The sequence below is a fragment of the Nocardioides aestuarii genome (assembly GCF_039527245.1).
Classification (GTDB): Bacteria; Actinomycetota; Actinomycetes; order Propionibacteriales; family Nocardioidaceae; genus Nocardioides; species Nocardioides aestuarii.
In genome coordinates, this window is record NZ_BAAAJT010000003.1 from 66,509 (window position 1) to 91,104 (window position 24,596).

Annotated in this window: 26 protein-coding genes; 15 read left to right on the forward strand and 11 right to left on the reverse strand. The window is 73.6% G+C overall.

All coding sequences use genetic code 11. The annotated features are described in order from the left end of the window. Positions 1-79: 79 nt before the first annotated feature. The 5 genes from ABD091_RS17845 (at position 80) to ABD091_RS17865 (ending at position 5,463) form a co-directional block, all read left to right on the forward strand. Complete coding sequence (locus ABD091_RS17845; protein WP_343921124.1) at positions 80-1,606, forward strand: CoA-acylating methylmalonate-semialdehyde dehydrogenase; 1,527 nt, start codon at positions 80-82, stop codon at positions 1,604-1,606. After that, on the forward strand, positions 1,599-2,966 hold the full coding sequence (locus tag ABD091_RS17850) for an aspartate aminotransferase family protein (protein ID WP_343921126.1): 1,368 nt from the start codon (positions 1,599-1,601) through the stop codon (positions 2,964-2,966). Before ABD091_RS17845 ends, ABD091_RS17850 begins: the two co-directional genes overlap by 8 nt. Then, complete coding sequence (locus tag ABD091_RS17855; RefSeq protein ID WP_343921127.1) at positions 2,963-4,333, forward strand: NAD(P)/FAD-dependent oxidoreductase; 1,371 nt, start codon at positions 2,963-2,965, stop codon at positions 4,331-4,333. The genes ABD091_RS17850 and ABD091_RS17855 overlap by 4 nt, the downstream gene beginning before the upstream one ends. Then, positions 4,330-4,986 (forward strand): cupin domain-containing protein, encoded by a 657-nt coding sequence (locus ABD091_RS17860; RefSeq protein WP_343921128.1) that lies wholly within the window; start codon positions 4,330-4,332, stop codon positions 4,984-4,986. The genes ABD091_RS17855 and ABD091_RS17860 overlap by 4 nt, the downstream gene beginning before the upstream one ends. Before the next feature lie 198 nt (positions 4,987-5,184). Beyond that, the gene (locus ABD091_RS17865) at positions 5,185-5,463 is read left to right on the forward strand and encodes a hypothetical protein (RefSeq protein WP_343921130.1); all 279 of its coding nucleotides are present in this window, start codon (positions 5,185-5,187) and stop codon (positions 5,461-5,463) included. Here ABD091_RS17865 and ABD091_RS17870 read toward each other — a convergent pair. Genes ABD091_RS17870 through ABD091_RS17880 form a run of 3 tightly spaced genes read right to left on the reverse strand, consistent with a single transcriptional unit; the run spans position 5,390 to position 7,643 of the window. Next, positions 5,390-6,031, reverse strand: coding sequence for a CBS domain-containing protein (locus ABD091_RS17870; protein WP_343921836.1), 642 nt, complete (start codon positions 6,029-6,031; stop codon positions 5,390-5,392). The two genes, ABD091_RS17865 and ABD091_RS17870, sit on opposite strands and share 74 nt — an antisense overlap. Positions 6,032-6,036: 5 nt before the next feature. After that, positions 6,037-6,567, reverse strand: coding sequence for a flavodoxin family protein (locus tag ABD091_RS17875; protein ID WP_343921132.1), 531 nt, complete (start codon positions 6,565-6,567; stop codon positions 6,037-6,039). Beyond that, entirely contained in the window at positions 6,564-7,643 is a 1,080-nt protein-coding gene (locus ABD091_RS17880) for an NAD(P)-dependent alcohol dehydrogenase (RefSeq protein ID WP_343921134.1), read from the reverse strand. Before ABD091_RS17880 ends, ABD091_RS17875 begins: the two co-directional genes overlap by 4 nt. A 205-nt stretch (positions 7,644-7,848) precedes the next feature. Between ABD091_RS17880 and ABD091_RS17885 the strand changes: the two genes are divergently transcribed. Both ABD091_RS17885 and lepB read left to right on the forward strand, forming a co-directional pair. Continuing rightward, positions 7,849-9,525, forward strand: a complete 1,677-nt coding sequence (locus ABD091_RS17885) for a multicopper oxidase family protein (RefSeq protein ID WP_343921136.1) — start codon at positions 7,849-7,851, stop codon at positions 9,523-9,525. Continuing rightward, the gene (gene lepB, locus ABD091_RS17890) at positions 9,522-10,049 is read left to right on the forward strand and encodes a signal peptidase I (RefSeq protein ID WP_343921138.1); all 528 of its coding nucleotides are present in this window, start codon (positions 9,522-9,524) and stop codon (positions 10,047-10,049) included. Before ABD091_RS17885 ends, lepB begins: the two co-directional genes overlap by 4 nt. Here the strand turns inward: lepB and ABD091_RS17895 are convergent. Next, complete coding sequence (locus ABD091_RS17895; protein ID WP_343921140.1) at positions 9,985-11,793, reverse strand: cytochrome c oxidase assembly protein; 1,809 nt, start codon at positions 11,791-11,793, stop codon at positions 9,985-9,987. The two genes, lepB and ABD091_RS17895, sit on opposite strands and share 65 nt — an antisense overlap. A gap of 169 nt (positions 11,794-11,962) precedes the next feature. Between ABD091_RS17895 and ABD091_RS17900 the strand changes: the two genes are divergently transcribed. The 7 genes from ABD091_RS17900 to ABD091_RS17930 all read left to right on the forward strand — a co-directional run bounded on the left by ABD091_RS17900 (position 11,963) and on the right by ABD091_RS17930 (position 17,459). Further along, positions 11,963-12,874 carry an AfsR/SARP family transcriptional regulator gene (locus tag ABD091_RS17900; RefSeq protein WP_343921142.1) on the forward strand — a complete coding sequence of 304 codons (912 nt, stop codon included), beginning with the start codon at positions 11,963-11,965 and terminating at the stop codon, positions 12,872-12,874. Between the two features lie 97 nt (positions 12,875-12,971). Next, entirely contained in the window at positions 12,972-13,637 is a 666-nt protein-coding gene (locus ABD091_RS17905) for a response regulator (protein WP_343921145.1), read from the forward strand. Then, on the forward strand, positions 13,618-14,991 hold the full coding sequence (locus ABD091_RS17910; protein WP_343921148.1) for a sensor histidine kinase: 1,374 nt from the start codon (positions 13,618-13,620) through the stop codon (positions 14,989-14,991). Before ABD091_RS17905 ends, ABD091_RS17910 begins: the two co-directional genes overlap by 20 nt. Positions 14,992-15,084: 93 nt before the next feature. Further along, on the forward strand, positions 15,085-15,504 hold the full coding sequence (locus ABD091_RS17915) for a response regulator (protein WP_343921150.1): 420 nt from the start codon (positions 15,085-15,087) through the stop codon (positions 15,502-15,504). Between the two features lie 50 nt (positions 15,505-15,554). Continuing rightward, positions 15,555-16,097: a copper resistance CopC family protein gene (locus ABD091_RS17920; RefSeq protein ID WP_343921152.1), complete on the forward strand. Its 543-nt coding sequence runs from the start codon at positions 15,555-15,557 to the stop codon at positions 16,095-16,097. A 32-nt stretch (positions 16,098-16,129) separates the two neighbouring features. Beyond that, positions 16,130-17,056, forward strand: coding sequence for a universal stress protein (locus ABD091_RS17925; RefSeq protein WP_343921154.1), 927 nt, complete (start codon positions 16,130-16,132; stop codon positions 17,054-17,056). Next, positions 17,037-17,459, forward strand: a complete 423-nt coding sequence (locus ABD091_RS17930; protein WP_343921156.1) for a hypothetical protein — start codon at positions 17,037-17,039, stop codon at positions 17,457-17,459. The genes ABD091_RS17925 and ABD091_RS17930 overlap by 20 nt, the downstream gene beginning before the upstream one ends. On the opposite strand, the gene ABD091_RS17935 is transcribed toward ABD091_RS17930, so the two are convergent. After that, positions 17,416-17,715, reverse strand: a complete 300-nt coding sequence (locus ABD091_RS17935) for a GlsB/YeaQ/YmgE family stress response membrane protein (protein WP_343921158.1) — start codon at positions 17,713-17,715, stop codon at positions 17,416-17,418. The two genes, ABD091_RS17930 and ABD091_RS17935, sit on opposite strands and share 44 nt — an antisense overlap. 163 nt (positions 17,716-17,878) lie before the next feature. On the opposite strand from ABD091_RS17935, the gene ctlX reads away from it, so the two are divergent. Continuing rightward, positions 17,879-18,910 (forward strand): citrulline utilization hydrolase CtlX, encoded by a 1,032-nt coding sequence (gene ctlX, locus ABD091_RS17940; RefSeq protein ID WP_343921160.1) that lies wholly within the window; start codon positions 17,879-17,881, stop codon positions 18,908-18,910. Between the two features lie 34 nt (positions 18,911-18,944). Here ctlX and ABD091_RS17945 read toward each other — a convergent pair whose 3' ends face one another. The 6 genes from ABD091_RS17945 to ABD091_RS17970 form a co-directional block, all read right to left on the reverse strand. After that, positions 18,945-19,571, reverse strand: a complete 627-nt coding sequence (locus ABD091_RS17945; RefSeq protein WP_343921162.1) for a response regulator — start codon at positions 19,569-19,571, stop codon at positions 18,945-18,947. Continuing rightward, positions 19,568-21,025 carry a sensor histidine kinase gene (locus tag ABD091_RS17950; protein WP_343921164.1) on the reverse strand — a complete coding sequence of 486 codons (1,458 nt, stop codon included), beginning with the start codon at positions 21,023-21,025 and terminating at the stop codon, positions 19,568-19,570. Before ABD091_RS17950 ends, ABD091_RS17945 begins: the two co-directional genes overlap by 4 nt. Beyond that, positions 21,022-21,642, reverse strand: a complete 621-nt coding sequence (locus tag ABD091_RS17955; RefSeq protein ID WP_343921166.1) for a hypothetical protein — start codon at positions 21,640-21,642, stop codon at positions 21,022-21,024. Before ABD091_RS17955 ends, ABD091_RS17950 begins: the two co-directional genes overlap by 4 nt. A gap of 31 nt (positions 21,643-21,673) precedes the next feature. Then, positions 21,674-22,483 (reverse strand): serine/threonine-protein kinase, encoded by an 810-nt coding sequence (locus tag ABD091_RS17960; RefSeq protein WP_343921168.1) that lies wholly within the window; start codon positions 22,481-22,483, stop codon positions 21,674-21,676. After that, complete coding sequence (locus tag ABD091_RS17965) at positions 22,483-24,288, reverse strand: ABC transporter ATP-binding protein (RefSeq protein ID WP_343921170.1); 1,806 nt, start codon at positions 24,286-24,288, stop codon at positions 22,483-22,485. Before ABD091_RS17965 ends, ABD091_RS17960 begins: the two co-directional genes overlap by 1 nt. A 91-nt stretch (positions 24,289-24,379) precedes the next feature. After that, the gene (locus ABD091_RS17970) at positions 24,380-24,538 is read right to left on the reverse strand and encodes a hypothetical protein (protein ID WP_343921172.1); all 159 of its coding nucleotides are present in this window, start codon (positions 24,536-24,538) and stop codon (positions 24,380-24,382) included. Positions 24,539-24,596 lie beyond the last annotated feature (58 nt).

Below are 24,596 nucleotides of genomic sequence, written 5' to 3' on the forward strand. Positions count from 1 at the left end.
CCACACTGTCGGTCGCGACCTGCTCCACCTGACAGAGTGTAGGCCCGGTCGCCGGCCCGGGTGCAGCAGACTGGCGAGCATGGACCAGACCGTGCAGACCATCCAGCACTGGACCGACGGCGCCGCGTGGACCGGAGCCTCCGACCGATGGGGCGAGGTGACCAACCCGGCGACGGGTGCGGTGACCGGCCGGGTCGCGCTCGCCTCGCGCTTCGACGCCGACCACGTGATCGCCCGGGCGGAGGCGGCCGCGCAGGAGTGGCGGCGTACGTCCCTGGCGAAGCGCACCCAGGTGATGTTCGCCTTCCGCGAGCTCCTCAACGCCCGCAAGGACGAGCTCGCCGCGATCATCACCTCCGAGCACGGCAAGGTGCACTCCGACGCGCTCGGCGAGGTCGCGCGGGGCCAGGAGGTCGTGGAGTTCGCCTGCGGCATGTCCCACCTGCTCAAGGGCGGCCACTCCGACGGCGTCTCCACCGGCGTCGACGTCCACTCCACGCGGGAGGGCCTCGGCGTCGTCGGCATCATCTCGCCGTTCAACTTCCCGGCGATGGTGCCGATGTGGTTCTTCCCGATCGCCATCGGCGCCGGCAACACCGTGGTGCTGAAGCCCAGCGAGAAGGACCCCTCCGCGGCGAACTGGATCGCGGCCCTCTGGAAGGAGGCCGGGTTGCCCGACGGCGTCTTCAACGTGCTCCACGGCGACAAGGAGGCGGTCGACGCACTGCTCGAGAGCCCGGTCGTGCAGTCGGTCAGCTTCGTCGGATCGACCCCGATCGCGCAGTACGTCTACGAGAACGCCTCGAAGGCCGGCAAGCGCGTCCAGGCGCTGGGCGGCGCGAAGAACCACATGGTCGTGCTGCCCGACGCCGACCTCGACCTCGCCGCCGATGCTGCCGTCAACGCCGGCTTCGGCAGCGCGGGGGAGCGGTGCATGGCGATCAGCGTGCTGGTGGCTGTCGGCGGCGTCGCCGACGACCTGGTGGCCCGGATCGCCGACCGGACCACCACCTTGGTGACCGGGGCGGGGGCGAAGGACAGCGAGGGCGGTGAGGCCGACATGGGTCCGCTGGTCACCCGGGCCCACCGCGACAAGGTCGCGGGCTACATCGACTCCGGCGAGGAGGCCGGCGCCAAGGTGGTCGTCGACGGTCGCGGCGTCCGGGCGCGTGGTGGTGCCGATGGCTTCTGGCTCGGGCCGACCCTCTTCGACCACGTGACGCCCGAGATGGAGATCTACCGCGAGGAGATCTTCGGTCCCGTGCTGTCGGTCATCCGGGTCGAGACCTACGAGGAGGCACTGGCCCTCGTCAACGACAACGCCTACGGCAACGGCACCGCCGTCTTCACCAACGACGGCGGCGCGGCGAAGCGGTTCGAGAACGACGTCCAGGTCGGGATGATCGGCGTCAACGTCCCGATCCCGGTGCCGGTGGCCTACTACTCCTTCGGCGGATGGAAGCGGTCGCTCTTCGGCGACACCCACGCCCACGGTGTCGAGGGCGTCCACTTCTTCACCCGCGGCAAGGTCGTCACCACCCGGTGGATCGACCCGGCCAACCGTCCCGAGGGCGGCCTGAACCTGGGGTTCCCGCGCCATGACTGACCTCCACTCGGACACCCGGTCCGACCTCGTCCAGCTCTCGCCCGAGGACACCCACGCCCTCGACCGGCGCCACGTCTTCCACTCCTGGTCCGCCCAGGGCGCCCTCGACCCGATGGTCATCACCAAGGCCGAGGGCAGCCACGTGTGGGACGGCGCCGGCAACCGGCTGCTCGACTTCACCTCCCAGCTGGTGTTCACCAACCTGGGCCACCAGCACCCGCGGATCGTCGCGGCCATCCAGGAGCAGGCGGCCCACCTGTGCACGGTCGCGCCGCAGCACGCCAACGCGGCGCGCTCGGAAGCCGCGCGGTTGATCACCTCGCACACGCCGGGCGACCTCAACCGGGTGTTCTTCACCAACGGCGGCGCGGACGCCAACGAGCACGCCGTCCGGATGGCCCGGCTCCACACCGGCCGCCACAAGGTGCTGACGACCTACCGCAGCTATCACGGCGGCACGCACCTCGCGGTCAACATGACCGGGGACCCGCGCCGGTGGGCGAGCGACCACGGCTCCGCCGGCACCGTCCACTTCTTCGGTCCGTTCCTCTACCGCTCGCGCTTCCACGCCACGACCGAGGCCGAGGAGTGCGAGCGGGCGCTCGCCCACCTCGCCGAGCTGATCGCGATGGAGGGGCCGCAGACGATCGCCGCGATCGTGCTCGAGTCGATCCCCGGCACGGCCGGGATCATGGTGCCGCCGCCGGGCTACCTGTCCGGCGTACGCGAGCTCTGCGACCAGCACGGCATCGTGCTCGTCGCCGACGAGGTGATGGCCGGCTTCGGCCGGGCCGGCCGCTGGTTCGCGGTCGAGCTCGACGACGTGGTGCCCGACCTCCTGACCTTCGCCAAGGGCGTCAACTCCGGCTACGTGCCGCTCGGCGGGGTCGCGATCAACGACGAGATCGCTGCCACCTTCGACGACCGGGTCTACCCGGGTGGGCTCACCTACTCCGGCCACCCGCTGGCGTGCGCGGCGGCCGTCGCCACGATCCGGGCGATGGAGGACGACCGCGTGGTCGAGCACGCCGCGGCCCTCGGCGAGGAGATCTTCCGGCCCGGCCTCGTGGAGCTCGCCGACCGTCACCCGTGGATCGGTGAGGTGCGCGGCACCGGTGCCTTCTGGGCCATCGAGCTGGTCCGTGACCGGGAGACGCGCGAGCCGCTGGCGCCGTACGGCGGGGCGAGCCCGGAGGTCTCCGGCGTGGTTGCGGCCTGCAAGCGGCGCGGGATGCTGCCGTTCGTGAACTTCAACCGGATCCACCTGGTGCCGCCGCTGACCGCCTCGGCGTCGGAGGTCCGCGAGGCGATCGAGGTCCTCGACGAGGCCCTCTCCGAGGTCGAGCAGCAGGCGTCATGACGTCCTGGCCGGTCTCGGCGCTCGCGGGCTCGCGGTGGGCACCCCTGTGGCTCGACTCGCCCGACCGCCCGGACGCACGTCCGGGCGTCGGCGGTGACGTCGAGGTCGACCTGCTGGTCGTGGGGGCCGGGTTCACCGGGCTCTGGACCGCGCTGCGGGCCGTCGAGCGGGTGCCCGGGCGCACGGTGCTGGTCGTGGAGGCCGACCGCATCGCCGAGCACGCGACCGGGCGCAACGGCGGCTTCTGCGAGGCCAGCATCACCCACGGCGAGGCCAACGGCCGCAGCCGCTGGCCCGACGAGTACGACGCCATGCACGCGATGGGGCTGACCAACCTCGACGAGATCGGTGCGACCGTCGAGCGCTACGGCATCGACTGCGGCTTCGAACGCGGTGGTGCCCTCGCGGTCGCGACCCGACCCCACGAGGTCGCCGACCTCGAGCCCGACGAGCCCGGCTTCCTCGACGCCGCGGCCGTCCGGCAGCTGGTCGACTCGCCCACCTACCTCGCGGGCCGGCTCGAGGCCGACGAGTGCGCCGTCGTCGACCCGGCGCGGCTCGCCTGGGGCCTCGCCCGCGCCGCGGAGGAACAGGGAGTGCGGATCGCCGAGCACACCCGGCTCACCTCGCTGCGGCGTACGCCGCGAGGCGTGGAGGCGCGCACGACGACCGGCACCGTCCGCGCCCGCCACGTCGCGCTCGCGACCAACGTCTTCCCGGGCCCGCTGCGCCGGACCCGCTGGTCGGTCGTGCCGGTCTACGACTACGTCCTGGCCACCGAGCCGCTCACGGACGACCAGCTCGCGTCGCTGCGGTGGGACCCGGCGATGGGGGTCGCCGACTCGGGCAACCAGTTCCACTACTACCGGATCACGCCCGACCGGCGGATCCTGTGGGGCGGCTACGACGCGGTCTACCACTACGGTCGCTCGATCGACTCGGCCCACGACGACCGGCGCGAGACCTTCGAGGTGCTCGCGCGCAACTTCGGCGAGACCTTCCCGCAGCTGGAGGGGATCGGCTTCAGCCACCGCTGGGCGGGCGTCATCGACACCTCGACCCGGTTCTGCGCGTTCTACGGGCGCGCCCACGGCGGCCGGACCGTCTACGCCGCCGGCTTCACCGGCCTCGGCGTCGGGGCGTCCCGCTTCGCCGCCGACGTGATGCTCGACCTGCTGGCGGGGGAGGAGACCGAGCGGACCCGGCTCCGGATGGTGCGCGAGCGGGCAGTGCCGTTCCCGCCGGAACCGTTCGCGTGGATCGGCATCCAGCTCACGCGCTGGTCCCTGGCCCGCGCCGACCGCACCGGGCGCCGCAACGCCTGGCTCCGCACGCTCGACCGACTGGGACTGGGGTTCGACTCATGACATCCACCGCACTGATCGCCGCCGACCTGCTGGCGCTCCCGCTGCCCGACCGCGAGCAGGGACTCGCGTCGCTGCCCGGCGGCGAGCTGGGGGTCTGGGAGGCCGGCCCCGGCGTCGAGACCGACACCGAGGTCGACGAGGTGTTCGTGGTGCTCACCGGTCGGGCCACCGTCGAGGTCGAGGGCGGCCCGACGCTGACGGTGGAGCCGGGCAGCGTGGTCCGGCTCCACGCCGGGGACCGCACCACCTGGACGGTCACCGAGCCGCTGCGCAAGCTCTACGTCGCGCTCGACGAGCCGGTCGGCGGCCTCCCCGGGGAACGACTGCTGGCGGCCGACGTCCGCAGCCTCGAGCTCACCGGCGACAGCGAGCCGGGCAGCTGGGTCGAGGGCGGCTGGCCGACGGCCCGCACGCAGCACCTCGGCGACCTCGCCGGCGTGCGACTCTCCGCGTGGGAGGTCACCGCCGGCGTGGTCGCCGATCTCGAGCAGGACGAGTACCTGCTCGTGCTCTCAGGCGCCGCCGTCGTCCGGATCGAGGGCGGACCAGCCGTCGAGCTCTCCCCACATGCCCTGCTGCGGCTCGGTGAGGGGGACCGAACCGAGTGGACCGTCACCGAGGACGTCCGGGCTTTCCTGGTCTCGCTGGGCTGAGCAGACGCCCGGACGCGCAGGACGGTCGTCGCGCGCGATCGGCATCATCGTGGAGCTCCAGGGTGTGGGAACCGGGGGGAGCCCACAGTCTGTCGTCTCGGCCGCGGCACCTGATCCCACGCAAGGATCAACCTGACTAGTGCAGTGGCACCAGAGGTTTCACCGATTGGTCGAACACGTGTTCGATAGCATGGGGCGGTGGCAGGAGGGATGCGGCGACGTGGCGACTTCGGCACGCTGGCCGAACGGGCGGCGAGGTCGCGCCCCGCGCAGCCCCCGCCCGAGCCGGCGCCGCTGCCGATCCGGCACTGCTGGGTGGTCGGTCCCGAGGGTGTGCTGCCGGCGCTGCTCCTCGGCTGGGAACAGCGGGCCGCCGGCTGGTGGGGTCGGACCGTCCACCCGGTCAGGGAGCAGGACGGGCGCTGGGCCGTCGTGGAGGAGTGGCTGCCGGCCGACCGGCTGCGTCCTGCCCCGTGACGACCTCCAGCACGCCCGGCACCGTGCCGGCGAGCAACCGGGCGACCTCGGCCCCTCCGACCGGTCCCTCGAGCGCCACCTGGCCGTCGTGCACCTCGACCAGCCATCCCGGCAGCCCGCTCGAGCGCAGCAGCTCGTCGACCTCCGCCTCGATCCGGTCGTCGTCGCGGGCGAGCAGCCGGACGACGTCGCTGCGGCTCAGCACCCCGCGCAACCGGTCGTGGTGGTCCACCACCGGCAGGCACTTCGCGCTGCTGCTGGTGAGCAGCTCCACGGCCTCGGCCAGGTCGGTCTCGGGACGGGTGGTCAGGACGTGGGTGCTCATCACGTCCTCGACGACCCGGGGCCGGTCGGGAGCCTCGTCGGGCGGGATCGCGTGGGCACGCGGATCGGGCGTCAGCAGGTCGCGGACCAGGTCGGCCTCGCTGACCACGCCGACGACGCGGTCGCCGCGCAGGACCGGAAGCACCGTCACGCGGTGCTCGGCGAGCACCCGCAACGCCTGCTTGACGGTGGTGAAGGGCCGGACAGTGACCGGTCCGTGGGTCATGACCTCGCGCACCAGCATGGTGCTCACCTGCTCCCTGTCGGTTGTGGTGCCAGACGGCGCCCCCATCGGGCGGCCCGGGAGAGCTCGCCGGGCAGCAGCGGCCCGGCCACGTCGGCGACGTAGAACGACTCGGTCACGCGCGAGGGCTCCAGGCCCGCGTCGCGGGCCAGCCGTGCCGCCTTGCGGGCCGCCGAGCCCGGCAGGTGGCGGGCGCGGTCGGCGCGGGTGTCGAAGCAGACGGTCGGCACGGCTCGTGCGCTGCCCCGCCCGGCCTCCAGCCACTCCCGTACGCCGCCGCCGGACCCGCTCGCGTCGCCGCCCTGCCGCACCGCCTCGACGCGGGTCGAGGGGCGGCTGAGGGAGAAGGCATGGGTGGGCGCCCCGACGACCAGCAGGTCGACGTCGATCGTCGCGACCGTCGGGGCCCGGTCCACGTGGCAGACCTCGACCACGTAGCCGTCGCTGCGCAGCCCGTCGGCGACCGCGGCCGCGAGCCGGGCGGTGTTGCCGAACCAGGACTCGTGGACGACCAGCGCCCGGGGTCGCGCGGTCACGGCCGGTGCTCCTCGTGCGGCACCACCACGGCGCGACCGGCGACCTCGCCCCGTCGGAGCCGGTCGTAGACCCCGGCGGCCTCCGCCAGGGGGAAACGGGTGGTCTCGGCGCGGAGCAGGCCGCGGGCGGCGAGGTCGAGCACCTCGACCAGCTCGGTCCGGTTGCCCCAGTAGGTCGTCTGCACGCTCGCCTCGTAGGGCACGGTGAAGAAGCCGAAGGGGAGGCTGCCGCCGCCGATCCCGACGACGGTGATGTCGGAGAGCTGGCGCGAGACCCCGGCGGCCAGGGCGAGGGTGTCGTCGGAGCCGACCATGTCGAGGACGACCTCGGCGCCGAGGCCGTGGCCCGCAGCGCGCACCTCCGCCACCGCGTCGTCGCCCGGGGCGACGACCACGTCCGCGCCACAGCGCTTCGCGAGGTCGCGGGACGCCTCGCGCGAGTCGACGGCCACCACGACCGCACCGGAGATCGCCTTGAGGACCTGGACCGCGAGGTGCCCGAGGCCACCGACGCCGATGACGACGGCGACCGAGCCCGGGAGCAGCTTCGGCAGCGAGCGGCGTACGGCGTGGTAGGGCGTGAGGCCGGCGTCGGTCAGCGGCGCGGCGTCGGCGGGGTGGAGACCCCCGGGCAGGGGGACGACGTGACGCGCGGAGGGCACGAGCAGGTAGTCGGCCATCCCGCCGTCGAGACCGAGGCCGCCACCGCCGCCGGGGGCGGCGGTGCGCTCGGGGTGGTCGCAGTAGGTCTCGAGCCCGAGCCGGCAGCGGTCGCAGGAGCCGCAGCCCCAGGCGCCGACCACGGCGACGGGCTGCCCGACCTCGAGCCCGGTGACGCCGTCGCCGAGGGCGTGGACCCACCCGGCGTTCTCGTGGCCGAGGGTGAACGGCGGGCCCCACGGCAGCAGCCCGTCGGAGAACTCGTCCATGAGGTGGAGGTCGGAGTGGCAGGCGCCGGCCCCGCCGACCTGGACCAGCACGCCGCCGGGGCCGGGGGTCGGGACCGGGACCTCGCGCAGCACCGGGGTGCTGTGCCAGGACTCCAGCCGCAGGGCGGTCATCGTGGACGGGGACATGGGGCCGACCTCCTCGGGTGGGTGTGCTGCCAGCGTCGTCCCGGGGACCGGCGGTCACACGGGCCGCCGGTCATCTCACGCCGGGACCATCGACCCAAGATCGCCCCAAGGTCTCCTCTGCACGCTGCGTCACCAAGGGCGGCCTGGGGGTCATGTCGCTGGGGAGGCAGTGATGGTGAGTGCGACGCGGCGCAGTGTGCTGCAGATGGGTGGTCTCGGAGCAGGGGTGGCGGCGGTGGGGGTCCTCGCGCCGTGGAGCGGCGGGACGATCGTCGCGTCGGACTGGATCAGCACCTCGGCCAAGCCGGCGCGGTTCGCGCGACGGCTCCCCGTGCCGGTCCCGCTCGAACCGACCCAGATGGAGGACGAGTTCGGCGCCTACCTGCTCTACGAGCTGTCCGAGCAGTCGGCGGCCGTCCAGGTGCTCGACGCGGGCGCACCACGCACCACGCTCATGGGCTACGGCGTCCCGGGAGCCGGACCGTCGGTGCCCGGGCCGCTGCTCAAGGTCGACCAGCACACCCGCGTGAGGATGCGGGTGCACAACGCACTGCCGCCGGTCCACCCGGACTTCGGCCACGAGATGGCGACGTCGGTGCACCTGCACGGATCGGCGTCCCTGCCGCAGTACGACGGCTACGCCGACGACGTGACGCGCCCGGGACACTACAAGGACTACTGGTTCCCGAACCACCAGGGGCCGCGGACCCTCTGGTACCACGACCACGGCGTCCACCACACGGCGCAGAACGTCTACAGCGGCCTGGTCGCGCAGTACCACCTGACCAACGCGTGGGAGCGGGAGAACCTGCCGCAGGGCCGCTACGACGTCCCGCTCACGGTCAGCGACGCGATGTTCGCCAAGGACGGCTCGCTGGCCTACATGGACCGCGACCACTCCGGCCTCTACGGCGACATCATCATGGTCAACGGGGTGCCGTGGCCCTACCTCGACGTGGAGCGACGCTTCTACCGCTTCCGGATCCTCATGGCCACGCTCTCGCGCTCGATGACCCTCCGCTTCGTCAACACGCGCACGGGCGCGACGCTGCCCACCACGGTGGTCGGGACGGACGGCGGGCTGATGGTGCCGCAGCCGATCACGTCGTGGCGCCACGCCGGGGCCGAGCGCTACGAGGTGATGGTCGACTTCGGGTCGTGCCGCGTGGGGGATCGCATCGAGCTGCGCAACTCCAGCAACAAGAACAACCGCGACTTCCTCCACACCGGGAAGGTCATGCAGTTCCGCGTGACGTCCGAGCCGACGGACACCCGGTGGAACGCTGTCGTCACGCCGCCGGCGTCCCAGATCAACCCCGTGATGACCGCGCCGGTCTCGGCTTCGCGGAGGACGAGGGACATCGACCTCGAGCACGACGACACGACCAACGAGTTCCTGATCAACGGGATGTCCTGGCAGGACGTGCAGGACAGCGACTGGAACATCTTCGCCGACGAGAGCGGGACCCCGCCGCGTCCCGGTGACGTCGAGATCTGGCGGATCGAGAACAAGTCGGGCGGGTGGTTCCACCCGCTCCACATCCACCTCGTCGACTTCCGCATCATCAGCCGCAAGGGGGGCCAGAACCGCGTGCAGGCGTGGGAGAAGGGGCCCAAGGACGTCGTCTACGTCGGCGAGGGCGAGATCGTCGAGGTCCTGGTGAAGTACGCCATGGCCCCGGCGACCTACCCCGACGGTCGCAGCACCGGCCAGGCCGGGGCGACCGCCGACCAGGGCGGCCGCTACATGATCCACTGCCACAACCTCGCTCACGAGGACCACGACATGATGCTCCAGTTCCTGGTCGCAGGCGCCGACGGCACCGTCGACCTGGGGCCCGACTTCGTCAACCACCCGTTCCTCGCAGCACCGGCGCAGTGAGCTGGACCGGTCGCCGACGGGCGTCCGCCGTGGTCGCGGTCTGCGCGGCCGCGCTGGCTGCCGGCCTGGTCGTCCGTGCGCACGTGGTCGTGCCGCTCACCGTCGGTTCGAGCAGCATGGAGCCCGCCCTCTCCTCGGGCGACACCGTCCTGGTCACCCGGTGGGCGCCCGACGCCGCCGACCTCGAGCGCGGCGACCTGGTCGTGTTCGTCGACCCCGTCGAGCGCCACCGGACCCTGAAGCGCGTCGTCGGGCTGCCGGGGGAGGAGCTGGTGATCCTCGACGGCGTGCTCCACGTCGACGGTCGGGCGGTACGGGAGCCGTGGCTCCCCGACGAGGCACTCGACGGCTACTTCAGCCGTACGTTCGAGATCCCGCCGGGCCGGGTGTTCGTCCTCGGGGACAACCGGGGGAACTCGATCGACTCGCGTGACTACGGGTCGATCGGCGCCGTCGACCTCACCGGGCGCGTCCTCGCTCGGGTGTGGCCGCCGGGACGGCTGGCGCAGGGGGGCGGACCCTGAGGGCCCGTGCGGAGACCAGCAGCAGGGCCATCAGGTAGCAGCCCGCGGCCACGGCCACCACGGTGCCCGCGACGGGGGCGTCCCCCGGGAGGTCGGCACCGGCCAGGCGCTGCTCGAGGTACCACCCCGGCGCGAGCAGGCTCTCCGCCGGCCCGATCCGCAGGGCCAGCACCGCGAGCGCCACGACCACGGAGGCCGACCAGCCCAGGCGCTCGGCCGGGCCGTCCGGCGAGGCGTCCGGCCCCAGCCACGGCCACCACAGCAGCGTCCCGGCCGCGACCGCCAGCGCGAGCAGGACGAGGTGCCACCACGGCGAGCCGAGAGCCAGGGTCACCGCGGGGATGTGCTCCAACGCCAGCAGCAGCCCGACCACCACCAGGGCGCCCGTGCGCGGCGACGGCTGCCATCGCATGACGGCCGTCGGTGCGCCCGGCAGCTCCCACGGCCGGCCACCGAGCAGCAGCGCCGGGACGGCGAGCAGGAGCGTGAGGAGCTGGCCGAGGAGCGCGCTCGGCAGGGCGTGCGCGGCAGGGCCGATGCCGGAGCAGGTGACGACGAGCGCGGCGGTGAGTCCCGTGACGAAGGAGGCCGTCCGGGCGCGCGGCCACGGGGCACCCTGGCGTCGCAGGCCGGCCACCGTGCGGAGGTACCACGCCCCGAGGCCCACCAGCAGCACCACCGCGACCGGGTCCGGTCGGCTGGCGCTCCAGACGGTGCTCCAGCCGAGGTCGGCGGTCGACGTGAGGTGCCCGTGGCCGGCCGCCGACGTCCCGGCGGGCGCCGGTGGTGGGGTGCGCGCCAGCGCCGCCGCCAGGCCCCCGGCCGCGGCCATGAGGACCAGCTCGCCGGTGGCCAGCCGCAGGAAGGCCCGGGGGCGTCCCCGGCGCACGGCGCGCAGCGTCCAGCGTCGGTGGGCGGCACCGCACGCCCCGGCCGCCGCGAGCACGACCAGCTTGAGCCCGACGACCTGGGCGTAGCCGCTACGCCAGGCGGAGGGGTCCGACCCGAGGGTGAGCGTCGCAGCCAGGGCACCCGACCCGGCGAGCGCGACGAAGCAGCCCGCAGCGAGGGTGCTGTAGCGCGGCAGGACGTCCGCGAGGAGCCGGGGATGGTCGCGCAGGTGGAGCACCACGCCGACGAGCCCGCCGGTCCAGACGAGGGCGGCGACCACGTGGACCACCACGGCACCCCCCAGCATCTCGCCGGGCCCGGTGGCATGCCCTTCGGCGGCACCGGCCGCGGCCACGCCCAGCGCAACCGCGACCAGCACGCCCGGGTGGTCCGGGGAGCGTCGGGCACGCCAGGAGAGGAGGGCCAGGCCCACGAGCTGTCCGAGCAGCAGCCCCACCGCGCCGGGTGCGAGGCCGGTGACCAGCTCTGCCGGCCGGATCGCCGCGATCGGGGTGCCGGCCGCCTCGGCCCTGCTGAGCGCGGCCTCGGCGACGAGGAGGAGCCCCCAGGCCGCGGCAGCGACGCCGGCCGCGCGAACGGCCCGGGTCCGAGCCTGTGTGGTGTCCGGGAGCAGGAGCGCCACGACCAGCGAACCCACCGTGACGACGGAGGCCGGGAGGAGGCCGAGTCCGGCGCCCCGCGCACCCCAGGTGACGACCGGCCCGGCGTCCGGCAGCCCGGGGACGGGAGGCAGGGGAGCGCCGCCGGCGAGCGTGAGCGCCGCCCACCAGGCCAGCAGCCCGGCACCGGCCGCGGGCGCGACCCAGCGGTACGGGTGCTCGGGACCGGGCATGACGGCACGGTCGCGGTCGCGCCTTGGGAAATGCTGGACCCGCCCGTGCGTGCGCCGGCGACCAGTCGACCTGGACCGGTCAGTTTTGGGGGGTGGGAGACCCCGCACCTGCGTCTGCCGCCCACCGGTGTCGTGCCTCACGATCGGAGGACGACGAGGGAGGACGACCATGACGGGGACGCAGACGAGGATCCATCTCTTCGGGACCACCCGGGTCACCCGGGACGGGACACCGGTGGACGGCAAGGCGCTCGAGGGCGTCAAGCCCCGCCAGGTGCTCTCGATCCTCGCGCTGGAAGCGGGGTCGCCGGTCCCCAAGGACCGCCTGGCCGAGCTCCTGTGGGACGGTGCGCCGCCGCGCAGCTATTCCGGCACCCTGGAGAGCTACGTGTGCCTGGTCCGCCGCCACCTCGGGCTGCGCGGGAGGGACTCGGGCCTGGCCACGGTGCTGCACGGCTACGTGCTCGACCCGGAGAAGCTGCCGGTCGACCTCACCGACTTCCACCGGCTCATCGGCCCCGGCGGGGCTGGCCGCCACGGCTGTGACCGGGAGCGGCTCGCCGCGGTGGAGGCCGCGCTGGAGCTGGTCACCGGCGAGCTCCTGGCCTCCGAGGCCTACTCGCCGTGGGCCGAGCAGGAACGCACGCGCTTCGCCGCGGCCGTCGTCGCCGCCACGGTGGACGCGGCCGGCTGTGCCCTGCGTCTGCAGGAGGGCGAGCGGGCCCTGAGCCTGGCCCGGGCCGCGGTCCGCCACGGCGGGTTCGACGAGGCGGCCTGGCGGGTGCTGATCAACGCCCTCGACGCCACGGGACGCGGCGCCGAGGCGCTGCGGGCCTACGTCCGGCTGACCGAGCTGCTGGCCTCGGAGCTGGGGACCACGCCGTCCCCGGAGACCACGCGCTGCTACCTCGACGTCCTCGCCAGGAACGACGACCGGTCGCCGCGAGGCTCGGCGGGGGAGGAGCTCCACCTGCTGCTCCGTCTGGTGCGCGACCGGATGCACTCCGTTCCCGGTGTGGACCTCCCGACAGCTGATCGGGGGCTCGGCCAGCTGGTCGCGGCCATCCCCAGTCTAGGGTGACTTGAAAGTAATCGGATGCACACCCCCAGGGGTGAGGAATACCCTCGCAGGGTCGGCTCGGGAGACATACACATGTATCGAGCTGCGGGGGCAGGCGATGAAGGAGACGACCGACCGCGAGACAGTGCTGGTGGTCGACGACCACCGGACCTTCACAGATCTGGTGGCGCTGGCGCTCCGGGGCGAGCCCGACCTCGAGTGCGTCGGCGCCGCGCACGACAGCGCCGACGCCCGCCGGCTGGTGGACCAGCTGGACCCCGACCTCGTCCTCATGGACGTCAACCTCGGGGAGGCCGACGGTCTCCAGCTGACCGCGGAGCTGCTCGAGGAGCATCCCGAGCTGGTGGTGGTGGTGCTGACCGCCTTCGGGGACGGTTCCGTGATGAGGCGGGCAGCCGCCGTGGGCGCCAGTGCCCTGCTCCCCAAGGACGGCTCCCTCCCGGACCTCCTCGAGGGCCTTCGCGGCGCCCGCAAGGGCGGGCTGGTGGTGCATCCCGAGCTGCTCCGGACCCTGGTCACCGAGGAGACCGCCATCCCACCACCGGGGAGCGCCGCCGGCCTCACCGCACGGGAGCAGGACGTGCTCACCCGACTCGCTGAAGGGCGCACGGTGAGCGTGATCGCCCGGGACCTCGGGATCTCGGTGCACACCTGCCGCGGCTACGTGCGCAGCGTCCTGGCCAAGCTCGGAGTCCATTCCCAGCTGGAGGCCGTCGTCGTCGCGGTCATGCGGGGACTCGTCGATGCGCCGCGGCGCAGATAGCTCCGACCAGCGCTCGGGCAGGGACGACGGGGACCTTCCGTCGGTCCTCGCCCCGGCCCTGCGGCGCTTCGCGCTCTACACGCTGGCGGCGACCCTGATCCTGCTGGTGTGCAGTGTCTGGATCGCCGGGCGCCTCGCGCGCGAGCACGCCCTCCACGACGCCACCAGGCAGGCAGAAGGGCTCGCCCTGCGCATCGCGGCGCCGCTCATCGACGCCGACGTGCGGGCCGGTGTCCCCGGGTCCTACGACGAGCTCACGCTGGTCATGGACAACAGGATGCGCGACGGCAGCGTGCGCCACGTGAAGGTGTGGGGCGAGGACGGGCGGGTCATCTGGGCCGACGAGCCGGAGCTCGTGGGTGAGGGCTTCACGCTCCCCGACGAGGTGGTGGCGTTGTTCAGCAACCCCGGCACCTCGGCGGACCTCTCCGAGCTGTCCCGTGACGAGAACGCCACCGAGTCCGGGGAGGGCCCACTGCTCGAGGTCTACGTCGGCACCGTCGATGCCGACGGCGAGCCGGTGGTGATCGAGTCCTACCTCGAGGCGGAGCCGATGGAGGAGAACGCCCGGACGGTGCTCTTCGGGTTCGGCCTCGTCATCGTCGGTGCGACCGTCCTGCTGGCCCTCGTCGTGCTGCCCCTCGCGGTGGACCTGTGCCGGCACGTGGAGCGGGCCCAGCGCGACCGATCGCGGCTGATGCGCCATGCGGTGCTGGCATCCGATCTCGAACGGCGCCGGATCGCCCGCACCCTCCACGACGGGGTGGTCCAGGATCTCGCCGGGGTCGGCTACACGATCCCCGTGGTCGAGGAGGAGATGCGCCCGGACGGCGATCTCGAGCTCGCCCGGACCACGCTCGAACGGCTCGCGGGCCTGGTGCGCGGGAGCGTGCAGGCGCTGCGCACGGTGCTCACCGAGCTCTACCCGCCTGATCTGCGGGGGGAGGGCCTGCGTGACGCGATCGAGAACCTCGTCGCCTCCGAGGCCACGGCCGCGGGCCTGGAGAGCGAGGTCCGGGTGGCTCCCGGGCTCGAGCTCCCCGACGCGCCGGCACGCCTCGCCTACCGGGTCGTGCGCGAGGCCCTGCGCAACGTGGTCAAGCACGCCGGGGCCTCGCAGGTGAGGGTGGAGCTCGGCCTGCGCGACGGCCAGGCGCGGGTCCGGGTCGTGGACGACGGCCGGGGGTGCCCCGCCGGGTCGGTGCCGATGCGGCAGGAGGAGGGGCACCTGGGGCTGCCGTTGCTGGCCGACACGATCCGCGACGCCGGGGGGACCTTCGTCGCGACGTCCCCCGGTCCCGGCCTCGGGGTCGACGTGGTGGCGACCTTCCCGCTGGTCCTCCGCGGTCAGTGATCCCGACTCCCGTTCCCACCGTGAGGCCCCGAGCAATCCGCAAGATCCCCGCGGCATTCTGGGGTCCCAGACCGGTGCGGACGAGGAGGACCCGTGGCGCAGTCGAAGATCCGGGTGTTGCTCGTCGACGACCACCAGATGGTCCGCGAGGTCATCGGCCGGACCCTGGCACTCCAGGCCGACGTCGAGGTGGTCGGTTCCGCCGGTGACGCCTACGAGGCGCTGGCACTGGTCCGGGCCGTCGAACCCCACGTCGTGCTCATGGACGTCGACATGCCCGGGCTGGACGGGATCGCGGCGACGGCGGCCCTCTGTGCCCAGACCCCCTCCCTCCGGGTGGTGATGCTCACCGCGACCTGCCCCCCTCGGCAGGTCCGGGCCGCCTTCGCCGCCGGCGCGTGCGGCTACCTGCTCAAGGAGGGCACGGCTCGCGAGCTGTGCGACGGCGTGAGGACGGCGGTGAGCGGCGGCCGACCAGTGTCCGCCGGGGTGTCACCCGACGTGGTGCCGTGAGCACGAGTTCTCCCCAAGGTCGCTCCGGCACCGTCGTGCGGGTGCGAGGAGTGGACGTTCGTCGATGGACCCGACCGACCCGGGTGCTGGTCGTCGTCGCGGTGGCGATGGCCTGCCTGCTGCCGGCGCCCACCGCAGGTGCGCACAGCGACCTCGTGGCCACGAGCCCGGAGCAGGGCTCACGACTGGCGACGCTGCCCGGCTCGGCCGTGCTCGTCTTCGGCGGCCCGCTGTCCGGGCCGGTCCAGGTCGCGGTGCGGGGTCCGGACGGGACGTCGTCGGCCAGCCTCCCGACGGTCGACGGAGCCACCCTCGAGGTGCCCCTGACCGCGCGCGGAGCCGGCACCTACGAGATCTCGTTCCGGGTCACCGGCGCCGACGGCCACCCGGTGTCGGGTCAGCTGTCGTTCAGCGCCGCGGCGGCGGCGCCCGTCGATCGCGGGTCCGGTCCGGGACCGGCCCCGACCGGTCAGCCGACGCGGGGCACGACCGGTGCCTGGTGGTGGCTCCTGCTCCTGCTGCCGCTCGGGCTGGTCCCCGCGCGCCGGCGCCTGAGGCCCGCGGTCACCAGTGTGGAGGACCATCGGCCCTGACGTCGACCCGCGCAGCGGCCGACGATGGAGCCATGGACACGGTGCTGCAACCGGGGGTCGGTCAGGTCGTCGTCGGCGTCGACGGGAGGACGCGCAGCGCATCCGCACTGCGACGCGCGGCCGAGGTCGCCCAGGAGACGGGTGTGCCCCTGCGCCTGGTCCACGTGACGCCGTCCGTGGTGCTGGACGGCGCCGGTGACGTCGCGGCGGCGGGGGAGGCGATCGCGACGGCCGTGCTCGACGGCGCGACGGCGGTCGTCGAGGGACGCCGGCCCGGCCTCGCCGTCCGGCGGACCCACCGGGTCGGGTCCCGCGCTGACGGGCTTGCCCGGGCAGCCGGGCCCGACGGGCTGGTCGTGCTGGGTCGGGCCCACCGGGAGGGACCGGTCTGGTGGCCCCACGGCAGCCTCGCCGCCAGCGTCGCCGCCCGCCACACCGGACCGGTCCTCGTGGTTCCCGAGGTCGGTGACGAGTCGGCGACGCACGGCCGGGTGGTCGTGGGCTCGACGGCCTCCGGCACCGCCGAGCCCGGGTTGGCCACGCTCTTCGACTGGGCGGAGCGGCACGACGCCACCCTGGTCTTCGTCCACGCCTGGTGGGCGCCGGACCCCTACGTCGACGTCGCCGAGCAGCGCACCCACGCCGTCGAGCACGAGGAGCGGACGCTGACCCGCCTCCAGCGCACGTTGGCGCCGCACCGGGCGGCCCACCCGGAGGTCCCGGTGGAGGTCCGGGTCCGCCACGGGCGGCCGGTGCACGTCCTGCTCGCGGAGTCGGACGGCGCCGACCTGCTGGTCCTGCCGCGCGAGCACACCCACCGCTGGTTGCCCGGCCACGTCGGCACCACCACGCGGGCGCTGCTGCGCGAGTCCTCCGTGCCGGTCCTGCTTCTGGCGGCGTACGCCGCCGGACCGGCCGGGGACCTGAGCCTGGAGGACCGTGGTGAGCTCGTCCGGTGAGGTGCGGCTGCGGGTCCTCGCGGTCCTCGCGGGCCTGACCTCGGTGGCGGCGTGGGTCGGCGCGGGCCAGTTGGCGCTCGGCGTCTACACGCCGCCCGTGGCCGACCTCGCGGACCTGGGCCTGACCAGCTGGCTGCTCCCGGGTCTCTGGCTGGCGGCGTCGGTCGCGGTGCCCTGCCTGGTCGTCGCGGCGCTGGCGCACCGGCGGTCGCCACGAACAGGGATGGCTGCGCTGGTCGCTGCCGGCCTCCTGGCGACCGAGCTGGCCGTCCAGGTGCCCTTCGTCGGGTTCGATCCCCTCCAGGCGGTGATGGGGACCACGGCCGCCGTGATCGGCGTGCTCGGCCTCGTGGAGCTCCTCAGCGCTCGCGACGTCCGGTCGCCAGCGTCCACCCCACCGTGACCAGCACGGCGCCGAGGAGCGACCCGACCAGACCGCTGGGGCGCAGGGCCAGGCCGTCCCCGAGCGCGATGCTTCCCAGCAGCCCGCCGACGAACGACCCGACCAGGCCGCACGCCAGCGCGACCGGCCAGTCGATCTCGCGCCAGGGCACGCCGACGACCAGCTGGGCGAGCCCGCCGACGACGACGCCGAAGAGGATGAGGGCGATGATCAGCACGGGTCCACCCTCGACCAGCCGCAGGGACTTCCTGCTCACCCGGTGCGGGTGAACCGCGGCGAAATTGGGTGGTGCCGACCACTCGTGGGGAGTCACCATCACCACGTCGCCTGGCGGCAGCAGACGGTCGAGACGGCCTGTCGCCAGGCGGCCGACCGGCGCGTTTCGGCCAGGCCGCCGTCAGCGACTAGATTGCGTCGGCGTGAGTGCCCAGGCCCCTTCCGCAGTCCTCCTCGTCCGCGCGACCAAGTTCCTCCCCAACCCCTCGACCGCGGCGGACAACGCCTTCCAGGCCGACGCCCCCGCGGGCGAGTCGCCGGAGGAGCTCTCGGCCCGGGCGCTCGCCGAGATGGATCTCGTGGCCGACACGCTCCGGTCCGTCGGTGTGCGGGTGCACGTCTTCGACGACGAGGACCACACGCGGCCGGACAGCGTCTTCCCGAACAACTGGATCTCCACCCACGCCGGCGGCATGGTCGGCGTCTTCCCGATGTATGCCTCCAACCGGCGCCACGAGCGGCGCTCCGACGTGCTGGAGCTGTTGAAGTCGCACTTCCGCGTCCAGACCATCGTCGACTACTCCGGTCTCGAGCCCGACGGCATCTTCCTGGAGGGGACGGGCGCGATGGTGCTCGACCACGTCTCGCGCGTCGCCTACACGGCGGTGAGCCACCGGGCCGACACCCACGTGCTCGAGCGGTTCTGCACGGACTTCAACTACGAGCCGATGGCCTTCGAGGCCGTCGATTCAGGCGGCGTGCCGGTCTACCACACCAACGTGATGGCGTGCGTGGGCACCGACGTCGCCCTGATCGCCCTCGACATGATCCCCGACGCCCACCGGCGCGAGCAGGTGCGGGAGCGGCTGACGGTCAACGGCAGGACGGTCGTGGAGCTCACCGAGGAGCAGGTGCGCGAGTTCGCCGGCAACGCGGTGGAGCTGTGCGGCCGTCACGCGGACGGCCGCCGGCGCTACGTGATGGCGATGTCGGCGCGGGCCCACCGCTCGCTGCGGCCCGACCAGGTGGCGACGATCGAGCAGTCGTGCGAGATCGTGTCGGTCGACATCCCGACGATCGAGCTGGCCGGGGGCTCCGTGCGCTGCATGATCGCCGGTGTCCACCTCGACCGCCGCCCGGTCGACCTCGATCCCGACCTCACCGAGGCGGTGCGGGCGATCAACGAGGACCACCCCGTCACCCTGGACGGACGGCTGGTCGACGCCGAGGGCTGAGCGCCCGCCGCCCGGAGGCCCTCGGGAGGCGCCCTCAGGAGGCGCCGTCGAGGTGGTCGCGCGCCCACAGGGCCGCGCTGGTGCGGTCGGCCACGCCGATCTGGCGGAACACCTTGCCCAGGTGGGCCTTCACCGTGCGCTCGCTGATCGCGAGCCGGTGGGCGATCTGCTTGTTGGCCAGCCCGAGGGCGACCAGCGCGAGCACCTCGCGCTCGCGGGAGCTCAGCAGGTCCTCGAGCCGCTCGGTGGGGACCGTGGGGAGCAGCACCCGGGCGACCCGGGAGTCGATCGGCACGTTGCCGTCCGCGGCGGCGCGGACGGCGGCGAGCAGCGCGGCCGGCTCGCAGTCCTTGAGCTGGTATCCCACCGCGCCGGCGGCCAGGGCCTCGCTCACCCGCTCCCGGTCGGAGAACGAGGTCAGGATCATGATCCGCATCTCCGGATGGGTCGCCATGATCCGACGCGTCGCCTCGACCCCGTCGACGCCCGGCATCGAGAGGTCCATGACGACGACGTCCGGGTTGCTGCGTGCCACCTCGTCGACGGCGGTGGCGCCGTCGGCGGCCTGTCCCACCACCTCCAGGTCGACGGTGGCGTCCAGCAGCGTCGCGATCCCGGTCCGCACCATCGGGTGGTCGTCGACGAGCACCACGCGGGTCACGACGGCACCTCCCGGCTCCCGGCGGCCGAGCCGGCGATCCGCAACCGCCAGCGCGTGCCGTGTCCCGGAGCCGAGGCCACCTGGAGGGTGGCCCCACCGGTCGACGCCAGCTCGGCGAGCAGCTGGAGACCGAGGTGCCCACGTTCGGGCTCGGCCAGCGTGCGCGCCACGTCGAACCCCGGGCCGTCGTCGACGACGTCGAGCACCACGTCGTCGCTGCGGCGGCTGAGCGAGATGCGCAGGACGCAGGGAGTCGCGTGCTTGGCGGCGTTGCGCAGGGTCTCCTGGGCCACCCGGTAGACCAGCCGTTCCTGCTCCGGGTCGAGCCCGAGGTCCACCGCCTGCGCGAGGGGCTCGATCCGGACCTCCAGGCCGGGCGTCCGTTCCGACTGGGCCAGGTCGGAGAGCGCGACCGACAGGCCCGCCCGTCCCAGGCTCGGGGGGTAGATGTCGACCAGGAGGGTGCGCAACGACCGGATGCTGGTCCTCACCGACTGTGCCGCGCCGTGGAGCTCGCCGGCCAGGTCGGCGCGGCCGGAGGCCTCGGCCCTGGCGGTGGCGCCCGCGATGACGAACGACGTGGCGGCGAGGTCCTGCACCGGCCCGTCGTGGAGCGACGCAGCGATCCGCCGTCGTTCGTTCTCGGAGGCGTCGACCGCCCGCTCCAGCAGCTGCTCGCGGTGGCGCTGGTCCCGGCGTGCCCGCGCGGCGAGGTGCCAGATCAGCGGCGTGAGCAGGACGACGAAGAGCAGCAGCGTGCTGATCGTCACCCCGGCGAAGCCGCGCCACAGCTGCCCCGTCCGCTCGCTGACCAGGTCGTAGGGGGTGTAGATCTCGAACAGGGCCACCTGACCGGTCGACGTCCACACCGGTCGGTAGACCTCGACGAGCTTGTCGCCCACGTCGTGGTCGAACACGTTCTCCGCACGGTCCAGGTCGGACACCTCGGCCACCGTGCGCGGCGTCGCCAGCACGTCGCGCTGGCGCGCGTCGAGCGTGAAGACCTGGCCGATGAGCTCGGCCTGGTCGGCGTAGAGGACGGTCCCGTCGCTGCCCCAGATCTTGATGCGGACGACGCGTTCTCCCATCACCCGGTCGCGCACCAGGGTGTCGAACTGGCGTTGTGCCTCGGGGTCGCCCGCCAGCAGGTCGTCGGTGAGGGCCGGCTGGACGACGGTCTCGGCGAGCAGGTTCGCCATCGCGGCCGAGTCGTTGACCGCCTCGCGCTCGGCCAGGCGGCGCGCCGCGGCCGATCCACCGATCGTGACGGTCACCAGCGCGATGACGATGCCGGCCAGGAGCTGGACGGCGATCCGTCGTCCTGCGACCGGGCGACGCCCCTGCTCCGGGTCGGTGGGCTCGCCGAGCGCGATCCAGGCGGGCGGCGCGGTCGGAACCGGTCGCGGTGCGTCGGCGACCCGCAACGGCTGGGTCTCCTCGAGGTCCTCGCTCATCGGGCCGCCTCGCCCGTCTCGGCGCTCTCGTGGAGGTCGCTGTCGTCTGCACCGTTGCCTGCACCGCGGTCGTCGTCGGGGTCGTCGTCCTTCCCGGAGCCCGAGCCACCCGAGCCACCGTGGTCGTCGGGCTCGTCGTCCTTCCCCGACCCGGAGTCACCGTGCCCGCTGTGGTCCTCGGCGTCGTCGTCCTTCCCGGAACCGGAGTCCGAGCCGGTGCCCGAGCCGCTGTGGTCGTCGCCTGACCCGCCGGAGCCCGAGCCGCTGTGGTCGTCGGTCCCGTCGTCGTTGCCGGAGCCGTGCCCGCTGTGGTCCTCGTCCCCGGAGCCGCCGTGGCCACCGTGGCCCGAGTCGTCGGTCGCGTCGCCGTGGTGGTCCTCACCGGGGGCGTCGTCCGCGGAGCCGGTGTGGTCGGCCTCGGTCGGTGTGGCTCTCCGAGGGCTCGGCTCCTCGGTCTCACGGGGGCCGGGAGGCGCCGGGCGCGAGCTGCTGGTCCGGACGACGTCGGGGACCCGCACCGAGACCTCCTCCGAGAAGACGACGTTCCCGTAGAGACCCAGCACGGCCGGCACCAGGGCGACCAGGATCGCCACCGCGTAGAGGTGAGTTCGGTTCACGGGACCTCCGGTGCCACTGCGTCGTTCGAGGTTACCGCCACGGGAGCAGTCCTCGCCGTGGGAATCGACCCAGCCCGTCCAGCCGGTCCAGGGCGACCCGGAGGTCGTCGAGGCCGATGCGAGCGTCGGGCGGGTCGACCAGGCAGGAGCCGACCAGCTCGCGCAGGGCGGTCGGCAGGGGGCGGAGGTCCGGGTGACGACCGGGGGCCCGGCCGACGACCGCGGCGTAGACCGTGGCTCCCCATCCCCAGACGTCGGTGGCGGTCGTGAGCTCACCGGTGGTCTCCTGCTCCGGCGCCGTGTAGCCCTCCGTGCCCGCAGGTGACGTCCTCGTCCCCGGTCGCCTGGCCACGCCGAGGTCGATGAGGACCGCACGCCCCTCCTGGACCACCACGTTGTCGGGCTTGAGGTCGAGGTGGAGCCAGCCCTGGTGGTGGAGGTAGCCGAGGACCGAGACCAGCTGGCGGCCGAGGACGACGGCGTCGGCGACGCCGAGTCGACGGTCCTCGACCAGTGCGCCGAGCGTCGCGCCGGGGAGGGTCTCCAGCACGACCGCGGGGCGGGGGTGCCGCAGGACGTCGTAGCCGCGCACGAGGTGGGGATGGGTGAGCGTGGTGAGCAGCTCACCCTCGAGCAGCAGCGCGTCCCTGATCCGGTCCTCGTGGAGACGGTCCGGCCGCACCACCTTGACCACGACGCGGCAGTCGCGGACCGTGCTGGTCGCGTCGTAGGTGTCGGCGCGTCCTCCACGCGCGAGGAGCGCCTCGACCCGGTAGCCGGGCAGGACCTCCTCCCCGGGAGGCACCACCCACGGATCGCTGTCGGTCGCGAGCGTGTCCATCACCCCACCCCGATCGGTCGCTGGTCGGCCACGACGGGAGCGGCGGGAGGGGGCGGTGCGCCTCCGAGGTCGACCACGCGGTCGACGTACTCGAGGGCGACCGGGTCGTGGGTGGCGAGGACGATCGTGCGCCCGGCACGGTGGCGACCCAGCGCCGCCAGCAACCGACGCGAGGTCGCCTCGTCCAGGCCGGTGGTGGGCTCGTCGAGGAAGAGCACCGGCGCGTCGCGCAGCAGCGCGCGGGCGACGGCGATCCGCTGCCGCTGTCCCCCGGACAGGGTGCGTCCGCGCTGGCCCACCCGGGTGGCGTAGCCGGCGGGCAGCGAACGGACGAACAGGTCCGCGTCGGCCCGGCGGGCGGCCATCACGACGTCCCCCCGGCTCGAGCCCGGACGCCCGAACTCGATGTTCTCCGCGATCGTGGCGTCCAGCAGCGCGATGTCCTGGGGCACGAGCGTCACGGCCTCACGGACGGAGCGCGCCGTGAGGTCGCGCAGGTCGTGCCCGTCGATGCGCACGACGCCGTCGCACGGGACCAGGTGCTTGGTCAGGAGCCTGGCGATCGTCGACTTGCCCGCACCGCTCGGCCCCACGAGGGCGACCATCTCGCCCTGCTCGATCCGCAGCGAGGTGGACCAGAGGGCGTCCCGCGTGGCGCCGGGGTAGCGCACCCGGACTCCCGCGAGCTCGAGGGAGCCCCGGACGTCGGTCAGGTCGCGGGCCCCGGGGGCGTCCGTGGGGAGGGGCTCGTCGAGGAGCTCCACCAGGCGCTCGACGCCGGCCGTCGCGGAGTGGAGCGAGGGCAGCAGGTTGCCGAGGCTGCGCAGCGGGGAGTAGCACTGGACGAGCAGCGCGAGGAAGGCCATCAGCCCGCCGAGGGTCAGCCGGTCGGTGGCCAGCGCCCAGGTGCCGCCGGCGATCACGGCGAGCGTGCCGGCGAGCTCGGCGAGGTCCGCGAGCGGGAGGAAGAGGGCACGGATCCGGGCGCCGACCAGCTCGGCGTCGGCGATCGCGCGGTTCTGCCGCTGGTAGTCGGCGATGGCGCGGTCCTCACGGTTGTAGGTCTGCACCAGGGCGGCGTTGGACAGCTGCTCCTCGGTCACGGCGCTGAGCGACCCGGCGCGTCGGCGACGCTCGCGGGACACGACCTTGACGAGGCGGGAGAAGTGGCGGGAGACCCACCACAGCGGGGGAGCGACGACCAGCGCGAGGAGGGCCAGCTGCCACTGGAGGTAGAAGAGGGCGATGCCGTAGGCCACGAGCCGGAGCAGGGCACCGGCGCCGTTGGCCAGGTGGCCCACCATGAACGACTCGACGGCGGAGGTGTCGGAGGTCAGCCGCGACATGGTGTCACCGAGCCGCGCTCGGTCGTGGACGTGACTGGGGTGGGCCAGCACGTGGCTGAACACCTGGGTCCGCAGCTTGACGAGGAAGCGTTGGGAGATCCAGGTGGAGAGGTAGTCGTCGGCGCCGGAGACGATAGCGCTGAGCAGGTTGAGCCCGATGTAGAGCCCGGCGATCCACAGCAGCGGCCCGAGGGTGGCAGGGACGAGGACGTCGTCGACCAGTCGCTGGAAGAGCATCACCTCGAGGACCGCGATCGTCGGCGCACCCGCCAGCAGCAGCACCTCGAGGGCGAGCCACCAGCGCAGTGGCCGGAGATCGGGCCAGAACCGGCGGGCGACCTCGAGGATCGTCATCGGCCGGGCCCCGTCGACCAGCGGAGAGGTGTCGGCGGCCGGACGCAGCAACGCCGCCAGCCGGTGCCGGGCGGCGGTGGGGGTGGTGCGGGTCGCGGTGGCCATGGGGCGCTCCTGGCGGCTCGTGAAATTCGGGGGAGGGGGTGGGCCCGGGGGACGGGGCCCACCCCCTCGTCTCGGAGTGGTGGTTCGGTGCTCAGCCGTGGGTCATGGTTCCGGTGCTGGTTCCGGTGCCCGTGCCGGTGCCGGTGCCGGTCCCGGTGCTGGTGCCACCGCCGCCTCCGCCCTTGCCCTTGCGACGGCGGCCGCGGGCGCGGGCGGGCTTGAGGGCCCGGAGCAGGTGTGAACGTGCCATGGTGGTGCCTCCTGTGTCGGGAGCCGGGTCTTTCCGACTCTGGTGGGCCGGGGGATTC